This window comes from Acinetobacter sp. 1000160, assembly GCF_000588715.1.
GTDB lineage: Bacteria > Pseudomonadota > Gammaproteobacteria > Pseudomonadales > Moraxellaceae > Acinetobacter > Acinetobacter courvalinii.
Window position 1 is genome coordinate 284,452 of record NZ_JFWP02000004.1, and the last position, 14,278, is coordinate 298,729.

10 protein-coding genes and 1 pseudogene are annotated in these 14,278 nt (G+C 46.1%); 8 read left to right on the forward strand and 3 right to left on the reverse strand.

All coding sequences use genetic code 11. The features are described from left to right. Positions 1-37: 37 nt before the first annotated feature. Both gltX and J699_RS08465 read right to left on the reverse strand, forming a co-directional pair. Positions 38-1,546: a glutamate--tRNA ligase gene (gene gltX / locus J699_RS08470; protein WP_005227688.1), complete on the reverse strand. Its 1,509-nt coding sequence runs from the start codon at positions 1,544-1,546 to the stop codon at positions 38-40. Positions 1,547-1,650: 104 nt separating this feature from the next. Further along, positions 1,651-1,956, reverse strand: a complete 306-nt coding sequence (locus tag J699_RS08465; RefSeq protein ID WP_005227687.1) for a hypothetical protein — start codon at positions 1,954-1,956, stop codon at positions 1,651-1,653. Positions 1,957-2,360: 404 nt separating this feature from the next. On the opposite strand from J699_RS08465, the gene J699_RS08460 reads away from it, so the two are divergent. The 8 genes and pseudogenes from J699_RS08460 to J699_RS08425 all read left to right on the forward strand — a co-directional run bounded on the left by J699_RS08460 (position 2,361) and on the right by J699_RS08425 (position 11,583). Continuing rightward, positions 2,361-3,356, forward strand: a complete 996-nt coding sequence (locus J699_RS08460; RefSeq protein ID WP_032868542.1) for a sulfate ABC transporter substrate-binding protein — start codon at positions 2,361-2,363, stop codon at positions 3,354-3,356. A 197-nt stretch (positions 3,357-3,553) separates the two neighbouring features. Beyond that, complete coding sequence (gene rsmH, locus J699_RS08455) at positions 3,554-4,474, forward strand: 16S rRNA (cytosine(1402)-N(4))-methyltransferase RsmH (RefSeq protein WP_005227683.1); 921 nt, start codon at positions 3,554-3,556, stop codon at positions 4,472-4,474. Positions 4,475-4,476: 2 nt separating this feature from the next. Next, positions 4,477-4,815, forward strand: coding sequence for a cell division protein FtsL (locus J699_RS08450; protein WP_005227681.1), 339 nt, complete (start codon positions 4,477-4,479; stop codon positions 4,813-4,815). 10 nt (positions 4,816-4,825) lie between these two features. Further along, positions 4,826-6,659 (forward strand): annotated as a pseudogene (gene ftsI, locus J699_RS08445) (penicillin-binding protein PBP3). 3 nt (positions 6,660-6,662) lie between these two features. After that, the gene (locus J699_RS08440) at positions 6,663-8,162 is read left to right on the forward strand and encodes a UDP-N-acetylmuramoyl-L-alanyl-D-glutamate--2,6-diaminopimelate ligase (RefSeq protein ID WP_032868543.1); all 1,500 of its coding nucleotides are present in this window, start codon (positions 6,663-6,665) and stop codon (positions 8,160-8,162) included. A 25-nt stretch (positions 8,163-8,187) separates the two neighbouring features. Beyond that, complete coding sequence (locus J699_RS08435; protein WP_032868545.1) at positions 8,188-9,585, forward strand: UDP-N-acetylmuramoyl-tripeptide--D-alanyl-D-alanine ligase; 1,398 nt, start codon at positions 8,188-8,190, stop codon at positions 9,583-9,585. Next, complete coding sequence (gene mraY, locus J699_RS08430; protein WP_005227668.1) at positions 9,586-10,704, forward strand: phospho-N-acetylmuramoyl-pentapeptide-transferase; 1,119 nt, start codon at positions 9,586-9,588, stop codon at positions 10,702-10,704. A 60-nt stretch (positions 10,705-10,764) separates the two neighbouring features. Continuing rightward, positions 10,765-11,583 carry a methyltransferase gene (locus tag J699_RS08425; protein ID WP_032882832.1) on the forward strand — a complete coding sequence of 273 codons (819 nt, stop codon included), beginning with the start codon at positions 10,765-10,767 and terminating at the stop codon, positions 11,581-11,583. Positions 11,584-11,597: 14 nt separating this feature from the next. On the opposite strand, the gene ponA is transcribed toward J699_RS08425, so the two are convergent. Continuing rightward, entirely contained in the window at positions 11,598-14,192 is a 2,595-nt protein-coding gene (gene ponA / locus J699_RS08420) for a penicillin-binding protein PBP1a (protein WP_079281792.1), read from the reverse strand. Between the last annotated feature and the right edge of the window lie 86 nt (positions 14,193-14,278).

Genomic DNA, 14,278 nt, shown 5'->3' on the forward strand with positions numbered 1-14,278 from the left:
AGGGGGAATGCGCTCACACGTCAATCATTAAACTGAATTAAGTCTCACTATTTGCATCATTTTTCGGCAATTTTAGGGATTCATTCAATTTTTCCCAGACTTTCAGTTCTTTCTTGCTCGGCGCACCCACAATTTCCAGGGCATGACGTAAGCGGGCAAAGGTCAAATCAGGTCCAAGGGTAACCATGGCCTGCATCACTGGGGTTGAACTGGTTGATCCGGCAATGGCAATAAAGAAGGCCGGCATGAAGTCACGCAGTTTGACTTCCATCTGGTTGGCCAGATCCATCAGGGTCTGACTGACGGTGTCATTATTCCATGTGAACTGGCTTTCTAAACGCCAGATGGCAAACTGTAAACTTTGACGAACCTGTTCTTCGCTCAGTTTCTTGCTTTCGAACTGTTCTTTGCTGATTTGTGGCATATGGTTGAAGTAGAAACCGGCCCAGTTCACTGCTTCAGAGAGCAGGTTGATACGCGGTTGAATCGCAGCTGCAATATCTTCAAGGGTTTGACGGTCGCTCTTCCATGCCAGTAAACGGTCTAGCAGTTGTCCCGGTGTTAGGCCTTTAATCCACTGACCGTTGAGCCAGTTGAGTTTCTCAACATCAAAGATCGGACCACCCAGAGAAACACGTTGCACGTCAAAATTCTCAATCATGTCTTTTAAGGTAAAGATTTCACGTTCATCCGGCATTGACCAGCCCATGCGACCTAAATAGTTCAACAGGGCTTCTGGCAAGACGCCGATGTCACGATAGTAGTTGATTGAGGTTGGGTTTTTACGTTTAGACAGTTTGGATTTGTCCGGATTGCGCAATAACGGCATATGGCACAGTGTTGGCATGTCCCAACCGAAATATTGATAAAGCAGCTGGTGTTTGGGTGCAGAAGGCAACCATTCTTCACCACGTAATACATGGGTGATTTCCATTAAATGGTCATCTACCACGTTCGCAAGGTGATAGGTTGGCAAACCATCGGTTTTTAGCAGGACTTGCATATCCACTTGTGCCCATGGAATCTCGACTTCACCGCGGAGTAGGTCATTGATTTTACAAATGCCTTCTTCCGGTACTTTCATACGGATAACATGAGGTTCGCCTGCTGCAAGACGACGTTGTACTTCTTCTTGAGATAATTTTAAACCGCGACCGTCATATTTTGGTGTTTCGCCACGTGCCTGTTGTTCTGCACGCATTTGATCTAATTCTTCTGCTGTTGCGAAACAATAAAATGCATGGCCTTTTTCAACCAGCTCAAGCGCATATTGCTTATAAATACCCATCCGTTCTGACTGGCGGTAAGGCGCATGTGGGCCCCCCACATCCGGACCTTCAGACCAGTTCAGACCCAGCCAGCGCAAAGAATCCAGAATCATTTTTTCAGATTCTGGTGTAGAGCGAAGCTGATCGGTATCTTCAATACGTAAAATGAATTCACCGCCATGTTGCTTGGCAAAACACAAATTAAACAACGCGATATAGGCGGTGCCTACATGCGGAAATCCTGTCGGAGATGGAGCAATACGGGTACGGACTTTCATAAATAATCGGAGGTTAAATTAAAATTGAAACTATTATAACGAAAAAGCCTAGTCACAACAGGACTAGGCTTCATTTAAACATGTGAGGGGCACATATTTAAAAATTATGAGCTATGCGGCTGGAATATGGTTTGAACGAAACGTGAAAAACGCTCATGTTGACTGGCAAAAAAAGTCTGGGTTGGTGTGGTACGAATGGTATTTAACATTTTTAGCTCGTCATCTGTTGACGGTAGCATGCTGGTATTGCGTTTTTGCTGATCCAATGCTTTGACGATCAAGCTTGAAGAAGATTTATCAAGCGTTTTTATGTTATTGCTTTCTTTAATTGCAGCTGCATGTCCAGCTTGAACAGAACATAGCAAAAATAAACTTATATATACTGTTTTCTTCAATTTTAATGTTGGCATCGCTAACATTCCCCTCTTGAATTTGAGTCTATAAGACTACCAAACTACTATACTATTGCTTTAATAATACGATTTAAACATAAATCTTAATAAAAAAGTAGAACTAAGTCACACTTTTTACAAAAATCTTAAAATTAAACACATCCTTCTCTAGAATTATAGCATTCTGGCTACTTTGTATACACGCGCAATTTAGCAAGCAAATGTGTAGAAAAAGTGGAGAATGATAATTTTTCTCATTTTTGCTTCCAGATGTTGTTTTGGCGGATTTTTATCCAGCTTATCCATTGCTACCTTAGCTTAAAAACTGAAAAGCAATAAATTTATTGATATAACTGCATGATTGTAAATTATTTTTAAATAAATATAGTGATTACAAATGGGGTGGACTGGATCAATAAACAATGAAAACAGTGATTGCAGCAGCATTATTGGCGCTGGGCTTAAATGGGGTGGCGCAAGCCGCGACGACATTTTTAAACGTGTCTTATGACCCGACTCGGGAATTTTATCAGGAATATAATCTGGCCTTTGGTCAATACTGGAAACAACGAACCGGTCAGGAGGTTGATTTTAAACAGTCTCATGGCGGCTCGGGTAAACAGGCACGTTCTGTAATTGATGGCTTGCAAGCCGATGTGGTGACTTTAGCGCTGGCAAATGACATTGATGAAATTGCCAATGCTGGTTTAATCCGCAAAGACTGGCAAAAACAGTTTAAGGATAATTCTGCACCCTATACGTCGACCGTGGTTTTTCTGGTGCGTAAAGGTAATCCTAAAAATATTCGCGACTGGAATGATTTGACCAAAGACGGGGTGGAGATCATTACGCCAAATCCAAAAACCGGTGGGGCACCGCGCTGGATCTACTTGTCGGCTTGGGGCTATGCCTTGAAACAGCCGGGTGGAAATGATGCCAAAGCCCGTGAGCTGGTGAAAAAGCTTTATCAGAATGTCAAAGTCCTAGACTCTGGTGCACGCGGTTCCCTGACCACCTTTGCTGAGCGTGGCATTGGTGATGTATTGCTGTCCTGGGAGAACGAAGCCTTATTGGCAACGCAGGGTTTAGGTAAAGATAAATTTGACATCGTCTATCCTTCAATTTCAATTCTGGCGGAGCCTTCAGTGGCAATCGTGGATAAAACGGTAGATAAGAATGGTAACCGTCAATTGGCACGTGGCTATTTGAACTTTCTTTATTCGCCGCTCGGTCAGGAACTGGCAGCAAAACATTATTTCCGTCCACGCAATCCTCAGGTGGCAGCCAAATATGCCAAACAATTTCCCAAGATCAAATTATTCAATATAAATGACGTGTTTGGCGGCTGGGCAAAAGCGCAAAAAACCCATTTTGTAAATGGTGCGGTTTTTGACCAGATTTATGCGGAAAAACCATAAATTTGGTCTTCATTCAGATCAACACAAAAGATTGAAAAGCAAATACCGAAGGTGTTTGCTTTTTTATTGCATGAAAAATGACAAGAAAACGGTTTTATCTATGAAAAGTTAAGAATTCTCTACAAAAAGTCGTTTGGTGCTGGCGTAAAACAAGGTGATAATGTGCAGTTACATTTTCAGCTGTTGATTCAATTCTTATGTCGCATATTTCTGTCTTACTTCATGAAACCGTTGATGGCGTATTGGCAGGTCGCGATACTGGTATTTTTGTCGATGCCACCTTTGGTCGTGGGGGGCATACCAAGCTTTTATTGTCAAAACTTGATCAGAATGCGCGCGTCTATGCCTTTGATAAAGATCCTCAAGCGCTTGAAGTTGCAGCACAATTAGAACAAGAAGATCCGCGTTTTAAAATTATTCATGCCAGCTTTGCCGATCTGCAGGCTGAGCTTGCCAAGATTGGCATTACCGAAGTTGACGGCATTATGGCTGACTTGGGCGTGTCGTCACCGCAGCTCGACCAGGCAGAACGTGGTTTCAGTTTTATGCAAAACGGGCCACTGGATATGCGTATGGATAATTCGCAAGGCCCAACTGCGGCAGAATGGCTGCTTGATATTGAAGAAGAAAAACTTGCAAACATTATTTACCAATATGGTGAAGAACGTTATAGCCGCCGTATTGCCAAAGCCATTAAACTGGCAGGCGAAATGACAACAACAGCTCAACTGGCAGAAGTGGTTAAAACAGCACATCCAAAATGGGAAAAGCATAAGCATCCGGCCACACGGACTTTTCAGGCCATCCGGATTGCCATCAATAAAGAACTCGATGATATCGAGACATTCTTGCCGCAAGCGGTTGCCTTGTTAAAACCAACGGCGCAGCTGGCGGTGATTAGCTTCCACTCTTTGGAAGATCGTCTGATCAAGCAATTTATTCAAAAAGAATCGAGTCTGGCCGAAGATTCAGGTTGGGGCATGCCTCAAGCGCAGGTTGATACTCGACGTTTAAAGAAAGTTTCTCGTATTCGTGCGAGTGAAGCAGAAGTAAAAGCAAATCCTCGCTCGCGTAGTGCATGGCTACGTGTGGCGGAGCGTTTAGAGCAAAAAGGCTAACAATGAACAACAAGAATGACGACGACGTTTTACCAAGCAGCAAAAAGGGACTGAAAAAAGTCGTTGTATATGCTGTACTCGTTGCATTGGTCTTTACCAGTGCAATGATGGTGGTGTTTCAGGTCTTTGAATATCGTCATGATTATCGTGACTTAAGCGCCTACATGCGTGAACGTGATGATCTGAATGCAGAGTGGGGCCGTTTACTGATCGAGCAGCAAACTTTTGGTGCCACAGCACAGATCGGTTCTCGGGCTGTGACCCAGCTGCGTATGTTCTCGCCACCCGCTACGCAAACTGTAGTGATTTCTTTACCTATGACTTCAAAGCAAGATAAATAAGGCATGCTGTATGGCAGATAAAAGAAGCAAACCAATACGAAAAAAACAGCAGTCGATTTCGGAAAGACCAACACTTGCTTTGGACATGTGGCGATTTTATTTGCTGTGGGGCACAGTGCTGCTTTGCTTTGTGGTCTTGGTGGCACGCGCCTTCTATGTGCAAGTGGTTAATAAGGACTTTTTACAAAATAAGGCCAATGCCAATATCTTGCGTACCGAACGTCTTGAGGCGATGCGTGGCGTGATCAGTGATCGTCATGGTGTGCCGTTGGCAATTAGTACCCCGATCATGAAAATCGTGATCGACCCGAGAGATTACTGGGAAACCAAACAACAGTTTGATGAAATTACAGCCGAGTTAAAGAAAGACCCGAATAACCGTAAATTAAAACGCCAATTGCCCGATAAAAACCTGAACCTGGATGAACTGGCCGATGCGGTTGGTGTTGATCGTGCAGATTTAAAGAAACAGATGCAGGCACGCCCTCGTTCACGTTATCTGGTACTACAAAAAGAAATTCCACCCCAGCAGGCTGACCTGATTACCAAGCGTAATTTTCAGGGCGTTTATGCCGAGAAGAGCTATAAGCGTTACTATCCGCAACCTCAGCCTAATGCACAGATTATCGGCCTGACCAATAGTGAAGGGGTGGGCATCGAAGGTCTGGAAATGCAGCTGAACAAACAGTTGTCGGGTGTCGATGGTGAGCAAAAAATCATTCGGGATAAAAAAGGTAACCGTCTTAAAGTTTCTGAAGTGATTAAAGAAGTCGAATCAGGCGAAAATATTACCCTGAGTATCGACTCGCGTTTGCAATACATCATGTATCGCGAGCTGACTGCAGCAGGTGTGGCCAATAATGCCCGCTCTGCCACCGCAATTGCGGTTGATGTCAAAACTGGTGAAATTCTGGCGATGACCAGTTGGCCGTCTTATAACCCGAATGACAAAAACGGTCTCAGCAACAAAGATGCCATGCGTAACCGTGGTGCGATTGACATGTTTGAGCCAGGCTCGACCATGAAGCCGTTTACCGTGGCCGCAGCCTTGGAGAGTGGTAAATATACACCGTCGACTATTGTCAATACCTCACCAGGTTCGATGCGTTTAGGCTGGCATACCATCCGTGATACGCATAACTACGGTGCCTTAACGGTGTCTGGCGTGATTATTAAGTCATCAAACGTCGGTTCGGCCAAGATTGCCTTGTCGCTGCCTAAAGATACGGTTCCTTCTTTCTTTAGACGGGCAGGTTTCGGGCAACGTTCAGCAGTCAAGTTCCCGGGTGAAAGTGCGGGCCTGCTCTATTCGGGTAACAAGCTGAATCCTTCCCAGCTTGGCACCATGGCCTATGGTTATGGTCTGAATGCGACCATTTTACAGGTGGCACAAGGCTATGCCATGTTGGCGAACCATGGCGTGCAAATGCCGTTGAGTTTGCGCAAACTGGATAAGGCACCTGAAGGCACACAAGTGCTGGCACCTAAAATTGCCGATCAGGTCCTCACCATGCTGGAGCAAGTCACCATGCCGGGCGGTACTGCCAAGCAGGCCGTAATTCCGGGTTACCGTGTCGGCGGTAAAACAGGGACTGCACATAAACTGCGTGCAGACCGTAAAGGCTACTCCAACAGTGAATACCGTGCCTTGTTTGCAGGGGTTGCGCCGATCAGTGATCCGCGTCTGGCCATCATTGTGGTGGTTGAAAACCCGCAAGGCCGTTATTACGGTGGTCTGGTCGCTGCCCCCGTGTTTGCACGCATCATGCAGGAATCATTACGTCTCCTCAACGTACCTTTAGATAAACCACTTGATACTTCTATAAAATCCAATCCGTAGGTAGATTATGTCGATTAGTTTTCAACAGATACATCCGATCAGCATTGATGCGGCTTGGTCTACCCAACCTTTTCAGGGCTTTTCTCTGGATAGTCGTAAGATTGAAAAGGGGCAGATTTTTATTGCCCTGAGCAGTTATAGCCAGCCAGAAAAAACTCGCCAGTTTGCCCAGAATGCCTTAGATGCCGGGGCATTGGCGATCATTAGTGAAACGGCTTTAGGCTTTGCCAATGAGTGGGTGTGTCCTGAGGTTCGCTATCACATGGGCGAATGGCAAAAGCAATATTTGCAGGCAGTCGATCCGGTAGCGTCATTACGCGGTATTGCGGTGACGGGAACCAATGGTAAAACCACCATTTCTCGTCTGATTGCCGAGCTGATTAGCTCGCAAGGTCAAGGCTGTGCAGTGATGGGCACCACCGGTAACGGGATTTTACCTAACTTAACCCCATCTACACACACCACTTTAGATGCCTTGCAATTGCAACATGCGCTGCATGATTATGCCAAACAGGGTGCGCGTTTTGTCGCCCTGGAAGCCAGTTCACATGGTCTGGAGCAAGGCCGTCTCAACGGTTGTGAGCTTGAAATTGCGGTCTATAGTAATTTAAGCCGCGACCATCTGGATTATCACGGTACGCTTGAGGCCTATGCTGAAGCAAAAGCCTTGCTGTTCAAATTTACGACTTTAAAAGCTGTTGTGATTAATCTGGATGATGCACATGCCCAAATCATGCTGGATGCAGCGAAAGCCAACCCGTCACAACCCAAAATTCTGACCTACTCTTTGACCCAAACAACGGCTGATTATCATATTGCTGATTTGCAGTATCGTTTAAGCGGGGCAAGTTTTACCCTGATCAGCCCAACCGGCGCCTATGTGGTACAAAGCCCACTGCTGGGGCATTTTAATGTTGAAAACTTATTGGCGAGCCTGATTGCTGCCGAATATGCAGGTTTCGCACTGGCAGATCTAGTGCAGTTTGTACCGCAACTGCAAGGTGCCCCTGGCCGTATGCAGGTGATTCAGGACGCCGAGCGTCTATTTGTGGTGGATTATGCCCACACACCCGATGCCTTGATTCAGGTATTGACCACATTAAAACGTCATGTCACTGGACAGTTGTGGGCGGTATTTGGTTGTGGTGGCGATCGTGATCGTGGCAAACGTCCACTCATGACGCAGGCCGCGCTTGATCATGCCAATCCGGTCATGCTGACCTCGGATAATCCACGAACTGAAAATCCTCAACAGATTTTTGCCGATATGAAACAGGGCATTGATTTTAGTGCACACGTCATACATGAAATTCATGATCGCCGTGAAGCAATTAAATTTGCCGTAGCGCAAGCCCAAGCCGGAGATATCGTGGTGATTGCGGGTAAAGGCCATGAAAACTATCAGGAAATCGATGGCGTGCGTCATTGGTTTGATGATGTGGTTGAAGTGCAGTCTGCCATTGCTGCGCAACCGCATTCGCTAGATTCTGCTTATCCTGTGCAATAGTGTGAAAAAAGGTAAATAAAAAACCATGCATACCTCAACAACCAGTACTGTTCCATTAGAAGCGTGGACAGCAGAACAATTACAACAAGCTACTCAAGGGGAGTGGTATCAGCAGAATATTCCGCAGGGTAAAATTAAGCGTATTTTGACTGATTCACGTCATGCCGAGGCTGATGATGCATTTCTTGCATTAAAGGGCGAGCGTTTTGATGCACATGACTTTGTCGCGCAAGTCGCTGCACAAGGTTGTCAGATTGCCATCGTAGAGCATCCTGTCGAGGCTGATATTGCACAGCTCGTCGTAAAAGATACACGCTTGGCATTAGGACACCTTGGAGCCTATCGCCGTCAGCAAAACCAACAGTTGAAAGTGATTGCCTTGACCGGTAGTAGTGGTAAAACCACCACTAAAGAAATGCTGGGTAGTATTTTGTCCCGTTTAGCACCGACATTGATCACGCGTGGCAACCTGAATAATGACTTGGGTGTGCCGATGATGTTGCTGGAACTACGTCAGCAACATCAATATGCCGTGATGGAGCTGGGTGCCAGTCATCAAGGTGAAATTGATTACACCTCGAATTTGGTACAGCCACATGTCGCCGGCATTTTGAATATCGGTACGGCACATTTGGGTGAGTTCGGTGGACGCGAAGGGATTTGCCGCGCTAAATCGGAAATCTATGCGCATATTTTGCCGCAAGGCACCGCCATTGTTCCTGCGCAAGATGATTTTGCAACCACTATTCGTGAAAATGCCCAGCCCCATCCGACGCTGAGCTTTGGTGAAGGCGGTGATATTTTTGCGACAGAGATTCAGCTTCATCCTCAATCGGCACACTTTAATTTGCATACGCCACAAGGTGTTCGTGCGGTGAATTTGCCATTTGCAGGGGCGCATAATGTACAGAATGCCGCAGCAGCTACAGCATTTGCTTTAGCGCTGGGTATTGCACTGGATGATATTGTGCAAGGCTTGGAGCAAGCACAAGGTGCCAAAGGTCGTCTGAACTTTATCCAGCAGCACAATTACCTGTTTATTGATGACACCTATAATGCCAACCCGACCTCGATGCGTGCAGCAGCACAGGTGCTCTTGCAGCAGCAGGGCTTAAAAGTCATGGTGATGGGCGATATTGGTGAGCTGGGTGACAGTAGCTGGCAGGAACATCATGATCTAGGACGTGACTTATCGGCCTTACCACTTGATCACTTGGTTGTGGTGGGTGAGTTTGCTGCCGCAGCGCAACAAGGTTCATCTCATTCAGCAAAGCTACATGCCTTTGCAACACAGGCAAAAGCTTTACCGTTTTTAATTAATTTAGTCCAAACACATCAACCCCAGTCAATGAGTTTCCTGTTCAAAGGGTCTCGTTATACCCATATGGAAACGTTGATGGCTGACTTGATGGAGAAAATTTAAATGTTGTTATGGTTATTTGAACAATTGGCGGACTATAACAGTTCGTTTCAGGTTGTTCGTTATTTAACATTGCGCTCTTTGTTGAGCTTACTGACTGCCTTGACGATTGGTTTGGCCTTAGGCCCGGTCATGATTCGTAAATTACAGGCACTCAAGTATGGTCAGGCAGTCAGCTCTTTTGCGCCAGAAAACCATGCCAAAAAAATGGGAACCCCTACCATGGGCGGGATCCTGATTTTACTCTCTATCGGGATCAGTACTTTATTGTGGGCGGATTTATCCAATCCTTACGTCTGGATCGTGCTTGGCGTGATGGTGGTGTTTGGTGCAGTGGGCTGGGCTGATGACTGGATTAAGGTGCGTTATAAAGACAATGCGGGCTTACCTGCGCGCAAGAAGTTTTTCTGGACTTCGGTGGCGTCTCTAGGAGCCGGTATTGCCTTATATGTGATTGCAAAACAGCAAGATAGCGCAGTGCATACCGCGAATATGCTGGACTTGCTGATTCCTTTCTTTAAGAACCTTTCAATTCCGTTGTCAGTATTCCCATTAGGTTTGGCATTTATTGTGTTTACTTATTTGGTGATTAACGGTGCATCGAATGCGGTGAACCTGACCGATGGCTTAGACGGTTTGGCGATCATGCCGATCGTGATGGTGGCAGCGGGTTTAGGCGTATTTGCTTATTTATCGGGTGATATCCGTTTCGCTGAATATCTGCATATTCCTTATGTTAAATATACCTCTGAGCTGGTGGTGATCTGTTCGGCGATGGTCGGTGCCGGTCTGGCCTTCCTCTGGTACAATGCACATCCGGCACAAGTCTTCATGGGCGATGTCGGTGCATTGGCACTCGGTGCGATGCTCGGTACCATCGCGGTGATGGTGCGTCAGGAAATCGTATTTGCGATTATGGGCGGTGTCTTTGTGATGGAAGCCATTTCGGTATTCTTGCAGATCGGTTCATTGCGTATGCGTAACAAACGTGTGTTCTTGATGGCGCCTCTGCATCACCATTATGAAAAACAGGGCTGGAAAGAAACCCAGGTGGTCATCCGTTTCTGGATTATCACGATTTTCCTGGTCGTGTTAGGCTTAATGACCTTAAAATTACGTTAAACCAAGATTCAAGAAAGAAGCTGGTATTGACCAGCTTTTTTTTATGTTTGGAGAAAATAGATGAGTTTGTTGATGTGTCCTGTTTGTCGCCAATCATTGAATTTGGTAGAGAACTCATGGCGTTGTGAACAAGGACATCACTATGATGTCGCAAAACAGGGCTATGTCAATTTACATGTGGTGCAACATAAACATAGCAAGTCACCGGGTGATACACCTGAATCGGTACTGGCACGTCGTGAGTTTCTGCAAGCCGGTTTTTACCAGCCTTTACAGCAGGCGGTGGTCGAGATGCTGCAACAGCTTCAACCTGAAGCGGTACTGGACATTGGCTGTGGTGAGGGCTACTACACCAGTGCCATGCAGGCTCAGACCAAGCAATGTATCGGAGTGGATATTGCCAAGACAGCGGTACAGCGAGCAGCTAAGCTGAATGCAAAAGTGACCTGGGTGGTAGGAACTGGGGCCACTTTACCTGTTCAGGACCATTGCATTGATCTGTGCACCAGTCTGTTTAGTCCTATTCCTCAAGATGAAATCATGCGGGTGTTACAACAGGATGGACATCTGATTGTAGTCACGCCTGCGCCACGTCATTTATATGATTTGCGTGCCGCCTTGTTTGAGCAGGTGAACCTGCATGAACCACAGAAGTTTGTGGAGCAGCTTGAGACGCAGTTTGAGCTCAAACAGGAACAGGTGGTGGAGAGTGTCATGTCGCTGGATCAGCAGGCTTTAAAAAACCTGATTGCCATGACACCGTATGCTTATAAGGCCAATCCCGAACGACGCAAACTGCTGGAGCAGTCGCCACAATTCGCAGCAACGGCAGCCTTCCAGATTTATCTGTTCCAGAAAAAAAACAAGCCATCAATTTGATGGCTTGTTTTTTCTTATTGAATCTGATTAATCAGATTTTCAATTCCGTCACGCTCTTTTTGAGGTGCCGGATTGTTTGAACCCATTGCGGGCGGCTGCTTCTTCGCAGGGGTGATTGGACGTTCCTCACCGACGCTTGGTGCTGTAGTGCCAGGCAAATCAGAAAAGTCATTTTCGGTTGAACGCGTTGGCGCTGGTGGCGCTGGTCGATACATTGGACGAGCCAGCGGTGGCGAAGCACGATATTCTTTTTTGTCTTCGCTTTGCTGGATCTGTAACTTATCGCGCGAAATCGGATCTTTGGCATCTTTATCCAGACGTACCCAGGCTGATGGTGTGTCTTTTAAAGACTGACCCATGAAGTTGGTCCAGATCGGAAGCGCAGCAACCCCACCATACTCACGACGACCCAGAGTGCGCGGCTGGTCAAAGCCCACCCAGGCCACAGCAACTAATTTGCCGTTAAAGCCTGCAAACCAGGCATCTTTGGCGTCATTGGTGGTACCTGTTTTACCGCCCAGATCATCACGGCCGATTTTCATCGCTGCACGACCAGTACCGTGCTGGATTACATCACGAAGAATGTTGGCCATATCATAGGCTGAGCTTGATTTCAGGATGCGTTGTGCCTGACGGTAGTCACCATTTGGTTTGCTGGCCTGTGCAGTATCGGCAGCAGTCAGTTCAACATCAGATGCCGCATTGACATCATCCAGTGTCTCATTGGTAATTTCTTTGACATCATCTTTTTTGCTTGCATCCGCCGTTGCTTGCTTCGCATTGTTATTTGCTGTGGCAATACATGGAATACATGCATATTCAGGCTTGGCTTCATAAATCACTTTACCATACGCATCTTCAATACGGGTGATAAAGTGTGGCTGGATACGGTAACCGCCATTAGCAAAGGTCGCATAACCGGTTGCCATCTGGATCGGTAATACCTGTGGCGTACCTAAGGCAATGGTGTAGTTACGTGGAATCTGGTCATCTTGTAAACCAAAATCCATAAACAGTTGGCGGGCACGCTCGATGCCGACATTTTGTAATAAACGTACAGAAACCGAATTTCGTGACAAATACAGCGCACGGCGTAACGGAATCATACCAAGATAGCGTCCATCGGCGTTTCTTGGTGACCATTTACCAATGGTAATCGGACTGTCGTTAACCATGCTATATGGCGTCATACCACGTTCTAACGCCAATGCATACACGAAAGGCTTAATGGTCGAACCAGGTTGTCTCCAACCTTGTAAGGCACGGTTAAATTTTGATTGATAGAAGTTATAGCCACCTACAACCGCTTCAATTGCACCGTCATTCGGATTAATGGCAATAAGCTGGCCCTGTACTTTAGGTACTTGAGTCAAAGCCCAGACTGTTTTGCCTTCATTTGGACGTAAACGCACAATATCTTTAACTTTAACAATCTGCGAAGCATTGGATGGCGCACCACCAACGCTATTGGCATTACGATATGGACGCACCCAAGACATGCCTGACCAGTTCACGGTTACGGTTGAGCCATCCTGCATCAAGGCTTCAAAGGAATTATTATTCACTTTGGTAACTTGCGCAGGGTAGGTGTTGGCATAAGCCATGAACTGTTTTAACGGTTTGTCATGTGCTTCTGGACCGCGCCAGCCATGACGACGGTCATAGGCTTCCAGTCCGTTCTGAATCGCCTGTTCTGCATAGCGCTGGCGGTTGCTGTCAATGGTGGTATAAACCTTATAGCCCGAATCAATCGCTTGTTCGCCAAAATGCTCAACTAATTCGGAACGGACCATTTCTCCGACATAGGGAAAAACGTTACTGACAGAGCGATCCACCATGTTGAGATTGATCGGCTCGGCAACAGCTTGCTGATACTGGTTCTGGTTGAGATAACCCAGTTGTAGCATACGGCCCAAAATCCAGTTACGGCGCTCAAGCGCACGGTCTGGATTCACCACCGGATTATATTTTGACGGTGCTTTTGGTAAGCCTGCAATCATGGCCATTTGTGCGGTGGTCAGTTCATTCAGGTTTTTGTTGTAATAGATACGAGCCGCCGCAGCGATACCATAGGCATTTTTACCCAGGAAAATTTTATTGACATAGGCCGTCAAGATTTCCTGTTTGGTCAAGTTCTGTTCGATTTTTCGTGCCAGAAACACTTCCGTCAGTTTACGTCTAAGCGTACGGTCCGGACTTAAATAATAGTTTTTCGCAACCTGCATGGTAATGGTTGAGCCGCCAGTCTGCACATCTGAGCCCGTAACAGATTCAGTTAAAGCTCGCCCTAAGCCTTTAAAACTGATGCCGTTATGCTCAAAAAATGAGGAGTCTTCTGCTGCAAGGAAACCATGAATGAAAGTTGGAGGAATCTGTTCATACTTAACAGGAATGGAGAGTTTTCCGCCGTATTCCGCAATCAACTTATTATCAGCCGTATAGACCTGCAATGGTTTTAATAAAGGCGCTTTTTTTAATGAACTCATATCTGGCAATGATGGCGCGAGATAGAGATACATGCCATAAAATCCCATTGGAAGTGAGACTAAGATAATAATAATGATCAAAAAAAATGGGCGAACAATACCAGAACTGGATAGCTTTTTCATAATAAGTAAGTTTTAATAAGAGCGAATGGCAAACTAATTGTGGTCAGTATATCCTTTAGACATGCGGATTGTTAGATGAGTTATTG